General features: G+C 71.7%; 13 protein-coding genes and 1 pseudogene. 9 read left to right on the top strand and 5 right to left on the bottom strand.

Annotation, left to right across the window (positions count from 1 at the left end; all coding sequences use genetic code 11):
* The 4 genes and pseudogenes from ACTWQH_RS29420 to ACTWQH_RS29405 form a co-directional block, all read right to left on the bottom strand.
* Positions 1 to 226 (bottom strand): annotated as a pseudogene (locus ACTWQH_RS29420) (glycosyl hydrolase); the annotation flags it as partial.
* Between the two features lie 14 nt (positions 227 to 240).
* Positions 241 to 2,703, bottom strand: a complete 2,463-nt coding sequence (locus tag ACTWQH_RS29415) for a PQQ-dependent sugar dehydrogenase (protein ID WP_443289829.1) — start codon at positions 2,701 to 2,703, stop codon at positions 241 to 243.
* A gap of 210 nt (positions 2,704 to 2,913) precedes the next feature.
* A complete protein-coding gene (locus ACTWQH_RS29410; RefSeq protein WP_443289828.1) occupies positions 2,914 to 3,072 on the bottom strand; it encodes a hypothetical protein in 159 nt (52 codons plus the stop codon).
* Positions 3,073 to 3,403: 331 nt separating this feature from the next.
* A complete protein-coding gene (locus tag ACTWQH_RS29405) occupies positions 3,404 to 4,174 on the bottom strand; it encodes a FadR/GntR family transcriptional regulator (protein WP_443289827.1) in 771 nt (256 codons plus the stop codon).
* 152 nt (positions 4,175 to 4,326) lie between these two features.
* On the opposite strand from ACTWQH_RS29405, the gene ACTWQH_RS29400 reads away from it, so the two are divergent.
* The 7 genes from ACTWQH_RS29400 to larA all read left to right on the top strand — a co-directional run bounded on the left by ACTWQH_RS29400 (position 4,327) and on the right by larA (position 13,282).
* The gene (locus tag ACTWQH_RS29400; RefSeq protein WP_443289826.1) at positions 4,327 to 5,592 is read left to right on the top strand and encodes an ABC transporter substrate-binding protein; all 1,266 of its coding nucleotides are present in this window, start codon (positions 4,327 to 4,329) and stop codon (positions 5,590 to 5,592) included.
* 4 nt (positions 5,593 to 5,596) lie between these two features.
* Entirely contained in the window at positions 5,597 to 6,640 is a 1,044-nt protein-coding gene (locus tag ACTWQH_RS29395; protein WP_443289825.1) for a carbohydrate ABC transporter permease, read from the top strand.
* Complete coding sequence (locus ACTWQH_RS29390) at positions 6,640 to 7,467, top strand: carbohydrate ABC transporter permease (RefSeq protein WP_443289824.1); 828 nt, start codon at positions 6,640 to 6,642, stop codon at positions 7,465 to 7,467. Before ACTWQH_RS29395 ends, ACTWQH_RS29390 begins: the two co-directional genes overlap by 1 nt.
* A 10-nt stretch (positions 7,468 to 7,477) precedes the next feature.
* On the top strand, positions 7,478 to 8,734 hold the full coding sequence (locus ACTWQH_RS29385; RefSeq protein ID WP_443289823.1) for a mandelate racemase/muconate lactonizing enzyme family protein: 1,257 nt from the start codon (positions 7,478 to 7,480) through the stop codon (positions 8,732 to 8,734).
* A gap of 87 nt (positions 8,735 to 8,821) precedes the next feature.
* Positions 8,822 to 10,750: a right-handed parallel beta-helix repeat-containing protein gene (locus tag ACTWQH_RS29380; RefSeq protein ID WP_443289822.1), complete on the top strand. Its 1,929-nt coding sequence runs from the start codon at positions 8,822 to 8,824 to the stop codon at positions 10,748 to 10,750.
* Positions 10,751 to 10,907: 157 nt separating this feature from the next.
* A complete protein-coding gene (locus ACTWQH_RS29375; RefSeq protein WP_443289821.1) occupies positions 10,908 to 12,050 on the top strand; it encodes a Gfo/Idh/MocA family protein in 1,143 nt (380 codons plus the stop codon).
* Positions 12,050 to 13,282 (top strand): nickel-dependent lactate racemase, encoded by a 1,233-nt coding sequence (gene larA, locus ACTWQH_RS29370; RefSeq protein ID WP_443289820.1) that lies wholly within the window; start codon positions 12,050 to 12,052, stop codon positions 13,280 to 13,282. Before ACTWQH_RS29375 ends, larA begins: the two co-directional genes overlap by 1 nt.
* A 30-nt stretch (positions 13,283 to 13,312) precedes the next feature.
* Here the strand turns inward: larA and ACTWQH_RS29365 are convergent, their stop codons facing one another.
* A complete protein-coding gene (locus ACTWQH_RS29365; RefSeq protein ID WP_443289819.1) occupies positions 13,313 to 14,518 on the bottom strand; it encodes an ROK family protein in 1,206 nt (401 codons plus the stop codon).
* Positions 14,519 to 14,658: 140 nt separating this feature from the next.
* On the opposite strand from ACTWQH_RS29365, the gene ACTWQH_RS29360 reads away from it, so the two are divergent.
* Positions 14,659 to 16,158, top strand: a complete 1,500-nt coding sequence (locus tag ACTWQH_RS29360) for a sugar ABC transporter ATP-binding protein (protein WP_443289818.1) — start codon at positions 14,659 to 14,661, stop codon at positions 16,156 to 16,158.
* A complete protein-coding gene (locus ACTWQH_RS29355) occupies positions 16,158 to 17,231 on the top strand; it encodes an ABC transporter permease (RefSeq protein WP_443289817.1) in 1,074 nt (357 codons plus the stop codon). Before ACTWQH_RS29360 ends, ACTWQH_RS29355 begins: the two co-directional genes overlap by 1 nt.

Raw genomic sequence — 17,231 nt, 5'->3', positions numbered from 1 at the left:
CCTGGAGTGCGGCGATGCCGTCGGGGATGGAGTCGTGGCGGAATCCCGCGGTCTTGGAGAAGACGAGGATGTCGTAGGCGGGATCGTCGGGCGCCGCCGAGGCGCCGGAGGCCGTGGTCGGTCGCGCTGAGGCGCCGGAGGCGCCCCAGGCGGCCGCCGCCGGCAGCGCCGCGGCGCCCAGGGCTCCCGCGACGAGAACGGACCGCCGGGTCGGGTGTGTGGACATGGGGGGTTCTCCCTTCACTCGCGGCGGTCGCCCGCCGCGGGGTCGCCGGTGGCGAACGTGAAGTCGTCGACGTCGAGCAGGTTTGCGCCGCCGGTGGGACCGGTGAAGACCAGGTGGAGCGTGGTGGTCCCGGCGGGGGCACCCGACAGCGCGGTCGTCACGTTCTGGAAGCTCTCCCAGCCGCCGGTGTTCGGCACGTCGACGCTGCCGAGCAGGTCACCGGTGGGGGAGCCGGCGCGGACCTCGATGGTGCCGCCGGCACCGCCGGAGGAGACCCGGGCGGTGAACTCGGTGGCGTCGGCGAGCACATACGGCTCGAACGCGATCCAGTCGCCGGCGTCGACGTTGCCCACGGTCCGTCCCCCGTGCGCTCCCGTGTGGCTGACGATCCCCACTCCGTTCTGGGTGCCGAAGTGCTCGGCCTGCCGCTGGCTGGTCTGGGTGACGTGCTGGTCGTGCGTGGTCAGCCCGCCGGCGTCGGTGTACTCCGCGTCCAGGACGCCGAAGATGTTGGCGTTGGGGTCGTGCTCGCCGTCGGCGTGGGTCTGGAGGGTGCCGGAGCAGCCGGTGGCGGAGGTCTGCGGGTGGCCGTGGCTGTCGTGGCCGACGATGAAGTTCAGCGTGACCTTCGAGCAGTCGATCTCGCCGTCCTCCGGGTCGGTGACGGTGATCTCGTAGGGCACGGCGTCGCCGAAGTCGACGATCTGGCCGTCCGCCGGCAGCTCGATGGTCACCTCGGGGGCGGTGTTGCCGACGGTGATGTGCGCGTCGGCGGTGGCGGTCAGCCCCGTGGCGTCGGTGACGGTCAGCGTGGCGGTGTACTCGCCGTTCTCGGTGTAGGTGTGGGTGGGGTTGGCTTCGGTGGAGGAGCCGCCGTCGCCGAAGTCCCAGGCGTAGGTCAGGGCGTCGCCGTCGGGGTCCGTGCTGCCCTCGGCGGAGAACGCCACCTCGAGCGGTGCCACGCCGGAGGTGGGATCGGCGGACGCCTCGGCGATGGGCGACAGGCCGCCGGAGACGTTCTCGATCCGGTACAGGGCGCTGTTCTGGTCACCCGCGTACCAGCCGGTGCCGTAGTCCAGGACGTACAGCGCGCCGTCGGGGCCGAAGGCCGCGTCCATGAGCTGGGTGCCGGACCAGGGGATGTCGCCGATGGCGCCGGGGCTGCCGTCCTCGCCGATGTCGATGTTCTTGATCCAGCGGCGGCCGAACTCCATGGCGAAGAAGTCGCCGTCGTACTCCTGCGGGAACTTCACCGACGAGTTCAGCTGGGGGTCGTAGTGGTAGACCGGGCCCGCCATGGGTGACTCCGCGCCGTTGCCGAACGCCGGGAACGAGCCGCCGTCGTAGGAGATCCATCCCGGCTGGGCGGGCGGGAGGGAGGTCTGGCCGGTGTTGCGCGGCGAGTTGTTCGTCGGTGCGGAGCAGTTGAAGGCGGAGCCGGAGCCCCCGGTGGCGAAGTTGTAGTCGATGTACGGCCGGTTGTCGCCGACGCAGTACGGCCAGCCGAAGTTGCCCGGCTCGGTGACGCGGGCGAACTCGACCATGCCGCCCGGGCCGCGAGCGGGGTTCGAGGTGCCGGCGTCCGGGCCGTAGTCGCCCACGTAGACGACGCCGGTCTCCTTGTCGACGCTCATCCGGAACGGGTTGCGGAAGCCCATGGCGTAGATCTCGGGCCGGGTGTCCGGCGTTCCGGGCTCGAAGAGGTTGCCCTCGGGGATGTCGTAGGAGCCGTCGTCGTTGACCGAGATCCGCAGGAGCTTGCCGCGCAGGTCGTTGGTGTTGCCCGCCGAGCGCTGGGCGTCGTACGCCGGGTTGCGGTTGCTCCGCTCGTCGATCGGGGTGTAGCCGTCGGAGGCGAACGGGTTGGAGTTGTCCCCGGTGGTCAGGTAGAGGTTGCCCTCGGCGTCGAAGTCGATGTCGCCGCCGGCGTGGCAGCAGATGCCGCGGTCGGTCGGCACGTCGAGGACGGTGACCTCGCTGCCGAGGTCGAGGGTGTGGTCCTCGTTCAGGGTGAACCGGGACAGCCGGTTGACGCCCTTCCACGCCTCGAAGTCCGCGGCCGAGCCCTCATTGGGCGCGTCCCCGGGCGGGGTGTTGAGCGCGGGCGAGTAGTAGAGGTAGACGAAGCGGTTGGTGGCGAAGTCCGGGTCGGCGGCGACGCCCTGGAGGCCCTGCTCGTCGTGCGCGTACACGTTGAGCCGCGCCGCGACGCTGGTGGTGCCCTCGGGGTTGGTGGCCCGCAGGGTGCCGTCCCGCGAGGTGTGCAGCACCCAGCGGTCGGGCAGCACCGCCAGCGACATCGGCTCGCCCATCTCGGCGATCCCCTTGGCCAGGGTCACCTGCTGGAACTCCGCCTGCAGTGTGTCGACCGTCCCGGCGGGTTCGGCCGAGGCCGTCGACAGCACCGTGACGGCGCCCGCCGTGGCGAGCAGCGAGCCGGTCAGGGCGGCGAGAAGTCTCTTGCATCTTCGGTACATGTGCTTCCTCCGTGAAGCGTGAACCGCCCGCCCGCATCGCTTCTCCGCGGCCTGCGCCCCCGGGCGTGGGTGGTGCGTCGTCGAGTAGGTGCCCGCCCAGGACCAGCCGCAGGGGGCTGTTGGGCAGTGGACTGGTCCTGGGAGGCACCGACGCCGCGCCACGGGGTTGCTGCAGTCAACCGTCGTGGCACGGCGGGTCGTTGCGCCGGGCTAGTCCAGGACGGTGAGCAGGCCGTGGGTGGTCATGCCGCCCAGCGAGTGGCCGGACACCCCGGTCCCGGCGGGTGGGGTGAGGCGTGGGGAGACGCTGGTGCCGCCGCAGCTCGAGACGATGGGGCGCGGGCGGGAACGACGCGCTGAAGCGAACACGGGCAAACTCCATGGCGGCTCGGCGGTAAGAACCACCACGGCGTCCCTGTGTCCTCAGGAGTCCGGCAACCTGGCCGTGCGTGGGGGAGCCTTACCGGAACAAAACGGATGGTGCGCGTACTCGTCATGGCGACGGCCTGTGGGGCGGGCACAGATCGCTGCGGTCAGCCAGGCATCCGGCATGCCGAACGCATGGCTGGCTCTCAGACGTCACGGATCATAGACGCCTGAGGGCAGCAGTCAACATACGTCGTACGTATTTTTTTCGGGCGCAGGTAGCCGCAAGGGGCCAAGCCGCGCGGACGGGCTGGGGGCGGCGGCGTGCCGTCGGCTAGCGGCGCAGTCGTACGGGGTCGGCGGGCCCGGTGCGCCGGACGAGCCAGGCCTCGGTGATGTGGGTGAACATCGCCTCGGCGGCGCCGCGGGGGTCGTGGGCGGCGATGCGCTCGTAGACGCGGCGATGGCCTTGGTTGGACGCGACGCACAGGGCGCGCTCGGTCTTGCCCACGTACCGGGCGGTGTTGATGACCTGGCTCTCCAGCGAGCGCACCACGGCGCGGGCGATGCGGTTCCGAGAGGTCTGCATGATCGTGTCGTGGAAGGTGCGGTCGTGCGCTTCGTACGTGACGTGGTCGTCCACGAGCGCGTCCATCTCGTCCACGAGCGTGCGCAGCCGGTCGATGACCTCGTCCGTGGCGAGCTGCGCGGCGAGGTTGGCCATGTCGGACTCCAGCAGGCGCCGCGTGACGACGAGGTCGTCGAGGATCGCGAGGCTCTCGTCCTCCTCGATGCTCGCCCCCAGGACCAGCTCGTCGAGCATGTTCCACTGCGTCGGCGGGGTCACCATGGTGCCGGCACCCTGGCGGACCTGGACCAGGCCCTTCTCCTGGAGGAGCTTCACCGCCTCGCGGACGACGGTCCGGCTGACCCCGAACGCCGCGCAGAGCCCCGGCTCGGCCGGCAGCGACGTGCCCGGCGGGTAGACCCCGCGGACGATGCGCCCCACCAGCTCCGTCGTGAGCGCCCTCGCGAGGTTGGCCGGCCGCCGTACCCAGGCGGGTGGCGCCGGGGCGCCCGAAGTGGCTTGCTGTGATGCCGTCATAGTCCCTCCGGTGGCCCGCGATCAGCGGCACCACGATTCGACTGGCCAGTATACGGGCTGGCCCTTGACATGAGACGTCATACGACCTACGTTTCCAGGCCATCTGGCCCGAGGGGTGGGCTGCCCCGGCGCCCTCCGGAGAGTGAGCGGCAATGAAGCGGCGAACACTGTGGTCGACCGTGCTGGCAGGGGCTCTGGCCCTGGCCGGCTGCGGCAGCGCGGGATCCGATTCCTCGTCCGGCGGCGGGGACGACACCCTGGTCGTCTGGGACTGGAAGTCCGGTGACGAGGCGGCCGCCGCGTACATCGAGGCGGCGAAGGCCGACTTCGCCGAGCAGCACCCAGACGTGACCGTGCAGTTCGTCGCCCAGCCGTTCGACCAGTACTACACACTGCTCGGCACGGCCATGCGGACGGGCGAGAGCCCCGACGTGATGCTCTTCAACGGCGGCGGCCAGCTGCGGGACCGGGCGGACAAGCTGCTCCCCCTGGACGACTACGTGGCCGAGGACATGGAGCGGCTGGCCGGGTGGGAGGCGTTCTCCGAGGACGACACCATCTACGCGGCGCCGGTGACGCTGCAGGGACACCCGATCTACTACAACAAGGCCCTCTACGAGGAGGCCGGGCTCGACCCGGAGAAACCGGCCACCACCTGGGAGGACTTCCTCGACGACTGCGAGACCATCGCCGAGGAGACGGAGGCCAGCTGCTTCTCCCTGGGGAACAAGGAGGGCTACGGCATCCAGTTCTTCCTCTCGGGACTGGGATCGGCCGTCCTCACGCCGGAGGAGTACGAGGACTGGGTCGCCGGGAACCGGGACTGGACCTCTCCCAACGTGCGGCGGATCTTCGAGCTCTGGCAGGAGGCCGACGACGCGGGCCTGAACAACGACGGGGTCAACTCCACCGCGCTGTTCAACGACTCCCTCGCGCTCTTCGAGTCGGGCGACGCCGCCCACATCGTCGGGCTGATGTCGGACATCGGTCACTGGAAGGACTTCGGCGAGTTCCTCGGCGAGGACAACGTCGGCGTGATGCGCGCCCCCCTCGTCACGGACGGCGCCAGCCCCAGCCTCCCCTACGACGGCGGCATCGGGTACGCGGTCGCGAAGGGGACCGAGCACCCGGACCTGGCCGCCGACCTGGTCCGGTCCCTGACCTCCACCGACGCGCTGACCGACTTCTACGCCGACGCCGGCGCCGTCGTCTCCGACACCACCGTGGACGTCTCCGGCGGCGGGCCCGCCCTGTCCGCGATCGTGCCGGAGATCGAGACCGGCCAGCCGGCCCTGCACGTCGCCCTGTCGGCCGAGACGCTGGACCTGATGGGCCGGCTCTCCCAGCAGCTCCTGAGCGGATCGGTCAGCGTCGACGACGCGCTGCGGCAGCTGGCCGACTCCGACCAGGGGAGCTGAAGCCGTGCCGCCGAGAGGATCGCTGAGGGGGCAGCGCGGCTCGCGGGGAGGCGCGGCCGTGCCGCCCGCCCGCCCGGCGGTCCGCCCGGCTCCCGAGGCCGGGGCGGCCGTCGAGGCCGCGGAGGGCCCGGACGCCCGCCGCACGGGCGCCGTCGCCTCCGCCCCGCCGCCGCGGTTCTGGACCGGGCGGCGCGCCGAGCGCCTCGCGCCCTACGTCCTGGTGGCGCCGGCCCTCCTGATCATCCTCGTCCTCCGGCTGTACCCGCTGGTCCTCGGCGTCAACTTCTCCTTCACCGGCGACGGGGAGCTCGACGGGCAGCCGGTGGGCCTGGACAACTACACGGAGCTGCTGGACGACCCGGTCTTCCGCACCGCGCTGGAGAACGTCGGGCTGCTGGTGCTGCTGCTGCCGGTCGCGGTGGCGATCCCGGGCCTGCTGGCGACGTTCATCTACCTGCGCGTGCCCGGACACCGGTTCTACCGGAGCGTCTACTTCTTCCCGGCCGTGCTCTCGCCGGTGATCGTCGGCGCGATCTTCAACCTCCTGCTGGCGTTCGACGGCCCCCTCAACTCCGGCCTCGGGAAGGTCGGCATCGGACCGGTCGACTGGCTCGGCGATCCGGACGTCGCGATATTCACCGTCGTCGGCGTGCACGTGTGGGCGACGTTCGGGATGGCGCTGGTGGTCTTCCTCGCCGGCTTCGCCACCCTCGACGCCGCGCTGCTGGACGCCGCCCGCGTCGACGGCGCCTCGCTGCCCCAGACCATCTGGCACGTGATCATCCCGGGCCTGTCCCGCACCATCCAGTTCGTCGTCGTGACCACGATGATCGGGATGCTGACGTCCATGTTCGGGCTGCTGTACGTCATGACCGACGGCGGGCCGGAGGGCTCGACCTACCTGCCGGAGTACTACATCTGGACCCAGCAAGGGGAGATGAACCGCCCGGCGCTCGCCTCGGCCGCCTCGACCGTCCTCTTCCTCATCATGCTCGTCGTGGGACTCGCGCAGATCGCGCTGCTGCGCCGCTCGGGAAGGGAGACCTGATGCGCGGGCTCCGCCTCAGCAGATGGGTGGCGGCCGTCCCGATGGCGGCCCTGGCCCTGGCGACGATCTATCCCCTGGTCTTCACCGCGAACGTCGCGATGAAGACCCGGCACGACTACGTCCTCGACCGCTTCTCCCCGGCCGACTCCGCGAACCTGGACAACGTCACCACGGCCTGGACGAACGTCGGCATGGACCGGTACGTCATCAACTCGCTCGTCGTGGTGACGTCCGCCGTCGCGCTGCTCCTGCTGTTCGGCTCGATGGCCGGCTTCGCGCTGAGCCACCTCCGGTTCAGAGGCTCGCGGGCGCTCTTCCTGGGCTGCCTCGCGGCGCTGTTCGTGCCCTTCCAGGTCATCATGGTCCCGCTCGCGCGGATCATGGCCGACGCCCAGCTGATGGACACCTACGCCGGGCTGATCCTCGCCTACGTCGCGCAGTTCCTCCCCTTCACGATCTTCCTGATGACCAGCTACTACACGGCGATCCCGCGCGAGCTGGTGGACGCGGCCCGGATCGACGGCAACACGCCCTACGGCGTCTACCGGCGCGTCATGCTGCCCATGGGCCGCCCGGCCCTGCTGTCGGTCGGCATCCTCAACGCCCTGTTCTGCTGGAACGACGTGATCATCTCCCTGCTGATGATGCCGTCCCCCGAACACCGCACCCTCATGGTCGGCGTCACCTCGCTGCGCGGCCAGTACTCCGACGACATCCCCGTCTTCGCCTCCGGGGTGCTCATCGCCGCGCTCCCCGTCCTCGTGCTCTACGTCTTCTTCCAGCGCCAGATCGCCGACGGCGTCACCGCCGGTTCCACGAAGGGCTGACTGAACTGACATGCGGATCACCGGGTTTCGCACCCTGACGACGGTCCAGGAATGGGGCCGTCCCGTCGGGGACGCCAACGGCGTCTTCGCCGACGGGGCCGTCCCTGTCCCGATCATCCTGGTGGACACGGACGAGGGCATCACCGGCGTCGGCCTGGGATCGCACGTGGAGGTGGACGCCCTCTTCGCCGCCATCGAGGGCGAGGACCCGCGCGGCGTGACCGCGCTCTACGACCGCATGCTGCGGCAGACCTTCAAGGCCGGTCACGCCGGGGCCCGGTTCGGCACCATCGGCGCACTCGACACCGCCCTGTGGGACATCAAGGCGCAGGCGGCCGGCGAGCCCCTGTGGCGCCTCCTGGGCGGAAGCGACCGGAGAGTGCCCGCCTACGCCTCCGGCCTCGACATCGACCTGAACGACGACGAACTGGTGGCGGTCTACCAGGAGTACGCCGCGCACGGCCTCCGGGCGGCCAAGCTCAAGGGCGGCCTCGACGTCGACTGGGACCGGCACCGCCTGACCCTGATCGAGCAGGTGCTGACCGACGCCGCACACGGCATGCGGCCCAGCCTGATGCTCGACGCGAACGAGTCCTGGACCCGCAAGCAAGCCGTCCGCCACGTCGCCGAACTCGAACGCACCCTGGACCTCACCTGGGTCGAGGAGCCCGTCCGCCGCTGGGACGCCGAAGGCCTGGCCGTCGTCCAGCGCGGCATCCGCGCCTCGGTCGCCAGCGGCGAGAACCTCACCGGCCTGGAGCAGTACCGCCCACTGCTCGCGACGGGCGCGCTCGACATCGTCCAGACCTCGGCGGTCTACGGCGTGACCCACTTCCTGCGGGTCGCCGTCCTGGCCCACACCCACGACCTCCCGGTCAGCCCCGTCGGCAACACTCCCCTCGGACTGCTGCACGCCGCGACGGCCGTCCCCAACCACATCGTCAGCGAACTGCAGGACCTCACGCCACCGGTCGGCGTCTCCATCGACCTGCGCATCGAGGACGGCGCCTTCGTCCTCGGCGACACCCCGGGCCTCGGCATCCAGGTCGACGAGGACGCGATCGCCGCGTCCCGCCGACAGCACACCGCCGCACCAGGCGGCCCCCACATTCGGCCGGAGCGCGCCGGACGGCGACTGCTCGCGGTGCCCAGGAACGAGCCGCGCCACCACCCGGCGTCCCTGCCGTCGCGTCCGGCCAACCACGTGCCGCACGCCCCGCTCCATCACGATCTGCCCATGACGCCCCTACACGACGAAAGGACGTAAGTCGTGCCCCCACCACTGTCACTACGTCTGCGCACGTCCCTCGCGGCAGCCGCCGCAGCCCTAGCCGCCGCCGGAGTCCTCACCGCCATGCCCGCCCCGGCACAAGCCGCCGCCGACCACACGCTCGTCGTCGCCCCCACCGGCGCCGAGAACGCCGACGACAGCGGCCCGGGCACCGCCGAGCAGCCGCTCGCGACCCTGGCGGAGGCCCAGCGCCGGGCACGGGAGTTCGCCGCGCAAGCCGACGGCAACGTCACCGTGACCCTCCTGGACGGGACCTACCGGCTCAGCGAGCCGCTGCGGTTCGACGCCGCCGACTCCGGCCGCGACGGCAACACGGTGTCCTGGCAGGCCGCCTCGGGAGCCAGCCCCGTCCTGACCGGCGCCAAGCAGGTCACCGGCTGGGAGCTCGACGACTCCGCCACCGGCATCTACCGGGCGGACGTCGGCACCGGCTTCGACACCCGGCAGCTCTACGTCGACGGCGCCCCGGCCCAGCGCGCCCGGATGAGCCTGGCCGAGTCCGACATCTCGCTCAACGCCACCGGCTTCACCCTGAACAACCCGGCCCACGGCTTCCTGGCCGATCTGCCCGACCAGCAGCGCATCGAGCTCCAGGCGATGCTGTCGTTCACCAACCGCTTCGCGCCCGTGGAGAGCATCTCCGGCTCCACGGTCACCATGCAGCAGCCGGCCTGGGACAACAACACCTACGGATACGACACGATCCAGTCGCCCTTCCGCACGCCGACGTTCTGGCTGCTGAACTCCAAGGAGTTCATCGACGAGCCCGGCGAGTGGTACCTGGACAAGGAAGCCGGGACGCTCTACTACAAGCCGCTCGACGGACAGGACCTGGCGAGCACACCGGTCGAGCTGCCGCGGCTGGAGAGCCTGGTCGAGGTCGGCGGCACCTACGAGGAGCCCGCCCACGACCTCACCTTCAAGGGGCTGACCTTCACCGGCACCACCTGGCTGCACCCCAGCTCGCCCAACGGCTACGCCAACCAGCAGACCGGCGCCTTCATCACCGGCGTCCAGGAGCACCGGCCCGCCGACGCGTTCACCTCCTGCGCCGTCGGCTGCAAGGGCTTCGAAGGGGCCCGCAACAACTGGGCCCAGGCGCCCGCGGCCGTGCAGGTGTCGGCGGCCAACGCCATCACCTTCCAGGGCAACAGCTTCGTGAACCTCGGCTCGGTCGGGCTCGGCATCGGCAACGACGCCAACGCCCACGCCAGCGGCGTCGGCCTGGGCGCCCAGAACATCACGGTCTCCGGCAACACCTTCACCGCCAGCGCGGGAGGCGGCATCGTGGTCGGCGGGGTGCGTCCCGACTCCCACCACCCCTCCGACGAGCGGATGATCAACAGCGACATCCTGATCAGCAACAACCGCATCTTCTCCACGGCGCTGGAGTACTTCGACCAGGACGGGATCTTCGCCAGCTACGCCACCCGGCTGACCATCGAGCACAACGAGGTGTCGGACATGCCGTACAGCGGCATCGGCATCGGCTACGGCTGGGGCGCCAACGACCCGGGCGGCAGCCCCGAGTACATCAACCGTGGCCTGTACGACTTCCAGCCGATCTACGACACGCCCACGACCCTGGCCGACGTCCGCGTGGTGGGCAACCACATCAACGACGTCGTGCACACGTTGTGGGACGCCGGTTGCATCTACAGCCTCTCCGCGATGCCGGGCAGCACCATCGAGGAGAACTTCTGCGAGAACAGCGGGCAGCTCGGCCTGTACTTCGACGAGGGCTCCCGCTACATCACCGCGAACCGCAACGTCTTCATGAACACCGCCGGTCAGTGGGCGCACGCCAACAACCAGAACAGCAACCTCACCGGCGACCAGACCCTGACCAACAACTACACGACCAACTCCGCCATCACCGGACTCGTCAACGGCGAGCGCGGCAACACCGTCGAGGGCACCGTCGTCTTCACCCCCGACAACATCCCCGCCGAGGCCAGCGAGATCATCGCCAACGCGGGGCCGGCCGAGTAACACCGCACCGCCCGTCCTGAACACCGTCACCTACGAGCCGGGCCGACCCGGCCGCGTGCCCAGCGCGGCCGGGTCCTCGCCTCCGTCACCGGCCCGGCCACCACCCCGGCGACTCGAGGCGTCCCGGAAGCACACACGCTCACGAGAGGGGCCTGCTGTGGGCCATCCGCTGAACATCGGCATCGTCGGCGCCGGCACCATCAGCCACGCCTACCTGAGCACCCTCACCCGCCTCGACGGCGTGCGCGTGACCACCGTCACCGACCTCGACCACGACCGCGCCAAGGCCCTGGCCCACCACGCCGGTGACGCCGTCGCCGTCGCCGACACCACCGCCGGCCTGATCGCCCGCGCGGACGTGGACGCCGTCCTCAATCTCACCATCCCATCCGCCCACGCCGACGTGACCCGGGCCGCGCTGGCCGCCGGCAAGCACGTCTACAGCGAGAAGCCGCTGGCAGCCACCCGCGAGGACGCCGACGCCATCCTCACGGCCGCCCGGAAGGCCGGCCTCCGCGTCGGCTGCGCACCCGACACGGTGCTCGGCACCGGCATCCAGACGGCGCGCAAGGCCATCGACGACGGCCTGATCGGCACCCCCGTCGCCGCCACCGCCTTCATGACCACCGCCGGCCACGAGAGCTGGCACCCCGACCCGGAGTTCCCCTACCAGCCGGGCGGCGGCCCGCTGCTGGACATGGGCCCCTACTACCTCTCCGCCCTGGTCCACCTGCTGGGACCCGTCGTCCACGTCACCGGCGCGGCCGGCCGGGGGCGCGCGGAAGGCGCCGTCGCCAGCCGCCCGCGGGCCAACACCCAGTTCCCCGTGCGGGTCGACACGCACGTCACCGGCATCCTCCACCACGCCGGCGGCGCGCTGACCACACTCGTCATGAGCTTCGACGTGCCCGCCGCCCAGCTCCCGTGGACCGAGATCCACGGCACGACCGGGTCGCTGTCCGTTCCCGACCCCCACCGCTTCGACGGCTGCCCAGCCGTCAGCCAGGGCGAGGCGTGGCAGCCGCTGCCCTGCTCCGCCGGATACCAGCCCGGCGGGCGCGGCATCGGCCTGGCCGACCTCGCCGACGCCCTCCGCACCGGCCGCCCCCACCTCGCCTCCGCCGAACTCGCCGTCCACGTCCTGGACACCATGCTCACCCTCCTCGACGCCGCCCACCAGGGACGCACCCTCCCCGTCACCCGCACCGCCGACCGCCCCGCACCCGTCACCGGCCTCACCCTCTCCACCCCGCGCAGCCGCCACCGCCACGCTGGACCGCTGAGCCATGAGCGGGCCTGATGAGAGTCCGCCTCGCCTACGGCACCGACGGCCTGGTGGCCGAGCTGCCGGGGCCGCCGGAGTATCCACCGGGGACCACCGTCGTCGTGACGCCGGAGTACCGCGATCCGGTGCCGGACCCCCGGGCGGCGCTGCGCACCGCGCTGCGCCGCCCACTGGCCGGGCCACCGCTGCGTGAACTGCTCCGCCGTGGACAGACCGTGGCGATAGCGGCCTGCGACGGCAGCCGGCCGCAGCCCCACCGGCTGGTGATCCCCGCCATCCTGGAGGAACTGGAGGGGATCGTCCGCTGCGAGGACGTCACCATCCTCCTCGCCACCGGCACCAACCGGGGCCACACCGCGGACGAGATCCGCGAGATGTTCGGCCGGCAGGTCGCCACCAGCGTGAGGATCGTCAGCCACGACGCCTTCGACGACACGATGTTGACCTGGCTGGGCACCCACGGCGGCACGCCGGTGTGGCTCAACAGTCTGTGGGCCGACGCGGACGTGCGCATCACCACCGGGCTCGTCGAACCGCACGTCGTCTCCGGCTTCGGCGGCGGACCGGCGCTCGTCGCACCCGGACTCGCCGGTCTCGAGACGGTGCTGACGCTGCACGACGCCCGCAGGATCGGCCATCCCAAGGCCCGCTGGGGCATCACCTACGGCAACCCCGTGCACGACGCCATGCGGGCGATCGCCGAGGCCACCGGAGTGGACTTCGGTCTTGACGTGGTGCTCAACCGCGACCAGCACATCGTCAGCGCCTTCGGCGGCGAGATGCTGGTCATGCACGCCGCTGCCACGGCTGTGGCGCGCCGCCTGTCGATGCGCCCCGTGCGGGGCTTCTTCGATGTCGTGGTCACCACCAGCGCCGGCCACCCGCTCGACCGGAACCTCTGCCAGTCCGTGGAGGGCCTGAGCGCCGCGGCCGAGGTGGTCAGACCCGACGGCGTCATCATCGGCGCCGCCGAGTGCCGCGACGGACTACCCGGCCACGGCCTCGACTCCGAGGCGCTCTCGCCCGCCGCCTTCCCCCGCATGCTGCTGGACGCCGTCACCGGCCGGGCCCGGAAGACCGTCGTGCACAGCGCCGGCCTGGCGGCGGCGGACCTGGCCGCCGTCCGCCTGGAGCACACGGACGATGTGGCCGCCGCCGCGCGCGCAGCGCTCGACGAGGCGGGCCGGGGCGCGCGGCTGTGCGTGCTGCCGGAAGGACCGCGGACGATCCCGTACGTGGAGGCGTGATGAGCCACCCGAACGCCGCGCGGGCGCCCGTCAGGAATCCGCCCCCGCGAGGGCGAGGTCCACCTGCTCCGGCGACAGGACGTGGCTGATCGCGAGGAACGCGGCCCCCAGCGCCGCCGCGTTCTCCCCCAAGAGGCTGGGCCTGATCAGGAGGTGCCGGGTCGCCAGCGGATGAGATCGCCGGTAGACGGCCTCCCGGACGCCCGCGAGCAGCGGATGGTGGACGGCCGCGAGCGTGCCGCCCAGGACGATCGCGTCGGGGTTGAAGAAGTTGATCAGGGCGGAGAGCACCTCTCCGACGGTGCGGCCGGCGTCGCGTACCAGGCGGACGGCCTCCCGGTCACCGGACCTGACCAGCTCGACGACCTCACGCGCCGACGTGATGGAGGCGTCTGGGGAACTGAGCCGGCGGGCCAGCGCCGCGCCGCCGGCGATTGCCTCCAGGCACCCGGTGTTGCCGCACCGGCAGGGCGTGTCGTCGGTGCCGACGCGGGTGTGGCCGATGTCGCCCGCGGACCCCTGGGCGCCGCGGAACAGCTGTCCGTTGGCGATGATGCCGCAGCCGATGCCGGTGCCCGTCTTGACGAACAGCAGGTGGCCGACGTGAGGGAGAACGCGACGCCGCTCCGCGAGTGCCATCGCGTTGACGTCGTTGTCGACGAGGGTCGTCACGCCGAACCGCTCGCCGAGGAAGCGCGGGATGGGGTAGCGGTGCCAGCCGGGCATGATCGGCGGGTCCACCGGCGTCCCGGTGGAGAACTCCACGGGGCCCGGCACCCCGACGCCTATCGCGCGCAGGGCGGTGAGCGGCTGTCCGGCCTCGTCCAGCAGCTCGTGGGTGCTGCGCGCGACGTGCTCCAGCACCACGTCCGGTCCGTCGGCGATGCGCATCGGGTGCTCACGCGCGGCGAGTTCGCCGCCGCCGAGGTCCATGAGGGACACTCGGTAGTGCGTCGTGCCGAGGTCCACGCCGACGGTCACCCGGTCCCTGGTGCGCAGGCGCAGCCGCCGCGAGGGTCTGCCGCCCGTGGAGCGACCGTCCTCGTGCTCGTCGAGGTAGCCGTGCGAGATCAGCGCTTCGACGCGGTGGGCGACGGTCGATCGGGACAGGCCGGTGGCGCGGGCGATGTCGGCCCGGGTCTCCGCGACGCCGCCGGTGATCAGGGCGAGGACCTGACCGGGGGACGGGCTGAGGGTCCCCGCGTTGACGCCCTGCGGCTGCGGCATCGCGGACATACCGCCTCCCTCCACCGTCAATTTGGCGATTACCTCAGATTACTTGATCCAATGATCGATGTAAGTCGGGCCTGCTTTCGTCGTAGTGACAGCAACTTAAGCTCTTGTCGCCCCAGACTTTCGCAAGTACCTTGCTTTTCGTGTTGACGATGCGGGACATGACAAAGAGCTTCCTTGGCACACCGGTCCTCCAGGGCGTCACCCTCGACCTGCGTCCAGGCGAGGTGCACGCGATCGTCGGCGAGAACGGCGCCGGCAAGTCCACGCTCATGAAGCTGCTGGCGGGGGAGTATCAGCCGGACAGCGGCCGCATCGAGATCGACGGTGTCCCGCGCTCCTTCAGCCACCCGGCCGAGGCCCAGGCCGCGGGCGTCGGCATCATCCACCAGGAGCTCGCCCTGCTGCCGGACCGCACCGTGGCCCAGAACATCTTCCTCGGCCGCGAACCCACGCGGCGCGGCCTGGTGGACCGTGCCGCCATGGAGCGGCGCACCGCCGAACTGCTCGGCGAGCTCGACGCGCGCGGCATCGGCCCGCGCACGGTGGTGCGCGATCTGACGGTCGCCCGGCAGCAGACCGTGGAGGTCGCCAAGGCGCTCGCCGCTGACGTGCGCATCCTCGTGATGGACGAGCCCACCGCCGCGCTGGCCGAGCACGAGGTCGCGGTCCTCAGCGACCTGGTACGCCGACTGGCCGCCCGGGGCCTCGGCGTTCTGTACGTCTCGCACCGGCTGCGCGAGGTCTTCGATCTCTCCCAGCGCATCACGGTCCTCAAGGACGGCCGCCACGTCACCACGCTCGACACCGCCGCCACCAGCCCCGAGGACATCGTCCGGGCCATGGTCGGACGGGAGCTGAACGCCTACTACCCGCCGCTCGCCACCCCGCGGGACGTGGGCGACGCCCAGCTCACCGTCAGCGGCGGCGGCAATGACCGGCTGACCGACATCGCCCTGTCACTGCGAGCCGGAGAGATCGTCGGGATCGCCGGCCTTCAGGGCTCCGGGCGCTCGGCGCTGGCCCGGGCCCTGTTCGGCGCGGCGCCGTTCACGCGCGGCACCATGACGGTCGGCGGCAGGCAGCTGCGGCCACGGCGGCCACGGGAGGCCATCCGGGCCGGCATCGCGCTGGTGCCCGAGGACCGCAAGGCGGAGGGACTGGCCCTGCGGCAGTCGGTCCGGGACAACACGCTGCTGGTGACGCGTGCCGTGCCGGCCAGGAAGCGGCCGCCCGACGCGCAGGCGCTCGCGGAACTGCTGCGGCGCGTCCGGCTGGTGGCTCGCGGGGGCGCCGGGCAGGAGGTGCGCTACCTCTCCGGCGGCAACCAGCAGAAGGTCGTCATCGCGCGGTGGCTTGCGGCGCGGCCCCGCGTGCTGCTGTTCGACGAGCCCACGCGCGGCGTTGACGTCGGCGCCAAGGCCGCCATCCACACGCTGGTCCGGGAGCTGGCCCGCGAGGGGCTGGCCGTGCTGCTGATCTCCTCCGAACTGCCCGAGCTCATCGGCATGAGCGACCGCGTCGTCGTCATGGCCGAGGGCCGCGTGGCCGGCGAACTCCCCGCCGGGGCGTCGGAGGAGGACATCATGCGTCTGGCCACGGGCGGCGGGTCCCGGCGCGCCCCGACGGCGGGGGCGGCGTGATGGCCACCGAATCGCGCCAGGCGGCGTCAGCGCCCACGCCGCCGTCCAAGGACCAGGACTCGCGGTGGACGCTGCGGAAGACCGCCAAAAGCCCGGGCCCCGGCCCCGAGCCCCGGCCCCAGCGGGCCGGGCCCGCCGCCGGGATCTGGCTCGCCGCCCTCGGCGTCACCCTGCTGGGCTGGATCGTCGTCACCATCCGGGGCGGCGACTTCCTCACCCAGCCCATCATCACCGGAATCCTCTCCAGCTGCGTGGCGCTCGGCCTGATCGCGCTGGGACAGACCATCGTGATCCTCACCGGCTCGCTCGACCTGTCGGTGGCCTACCTCGTGAGCCTGGGCACGCTCGTCGCCGCGGAGACCATGGCGGGGCAGGACGGCAACATCCCGATCGCCGTCGCCGCCGTCCTCGCGCTGTCGGCGGCGGTCGGCCTGGCCAACGGGCTGATCGTCACCCGGCTGAAGGTCCACGCCTTCATCGCCACCCTCGGCACCGCCCTCATCCTGCGCGGCTGGATCGAGGACAACTACACCGGACCGGCCGGGTCGGTGCCCGCGTCGTTCCGCCGCCTGGGATACGACCGGATCGGGCCCGTGCCCGTCTCCGTGTTCCTGCTGGCCGCCGTGGCGCTGGCGCTGTGGCTCCTCCTCAGGCACACCAGGATCGGCCACCACATGTACGCCACCGGCGGGGACGAGCACGCGGCCCGGCTCTCCGGCGTACGCACCCGCCGGACCGTCGTCATCGCGCACGTCCTGTGCTCGCTGTGCGTCGGCATCGCCGCCCTCTTCCTCGCCGCCCGCTTCGGGGCGGGCACGCCGTGGGCGGGCACCGAGGCCCGGTACGACCTGGAGTCGATCGCCGCGGTCGTACTCGGCGGCACCATCCTGGCCGGCGGCCGCGGCGGGGTCGCCGGGACGCTCGGCGGCGTCCTCGTGCTGGCGGTGCTCGACTCCGTCTTCGACCAGCTCTCCGTCGATCCCTTCGTCAAGAACGTGCTGCGCGGCGTAGTGATCATCGCCGCCGTCGCCCTCTACGCGCACAGGCGCCGCCCCGCGAGGAGGACCGCGTGA

It is taken from the genome of Streptomyces sp. 6N223 (assembly GCF_052246635.1).
Classification (GTDB): Bacteria; Actinomycetota; Actinomycetes; order Streptomycetales; family Streptomycetaceae; genus Streptomyces.
This window is presented reverse-complemented; position numbering and strand designations above follow the sequence as displayed.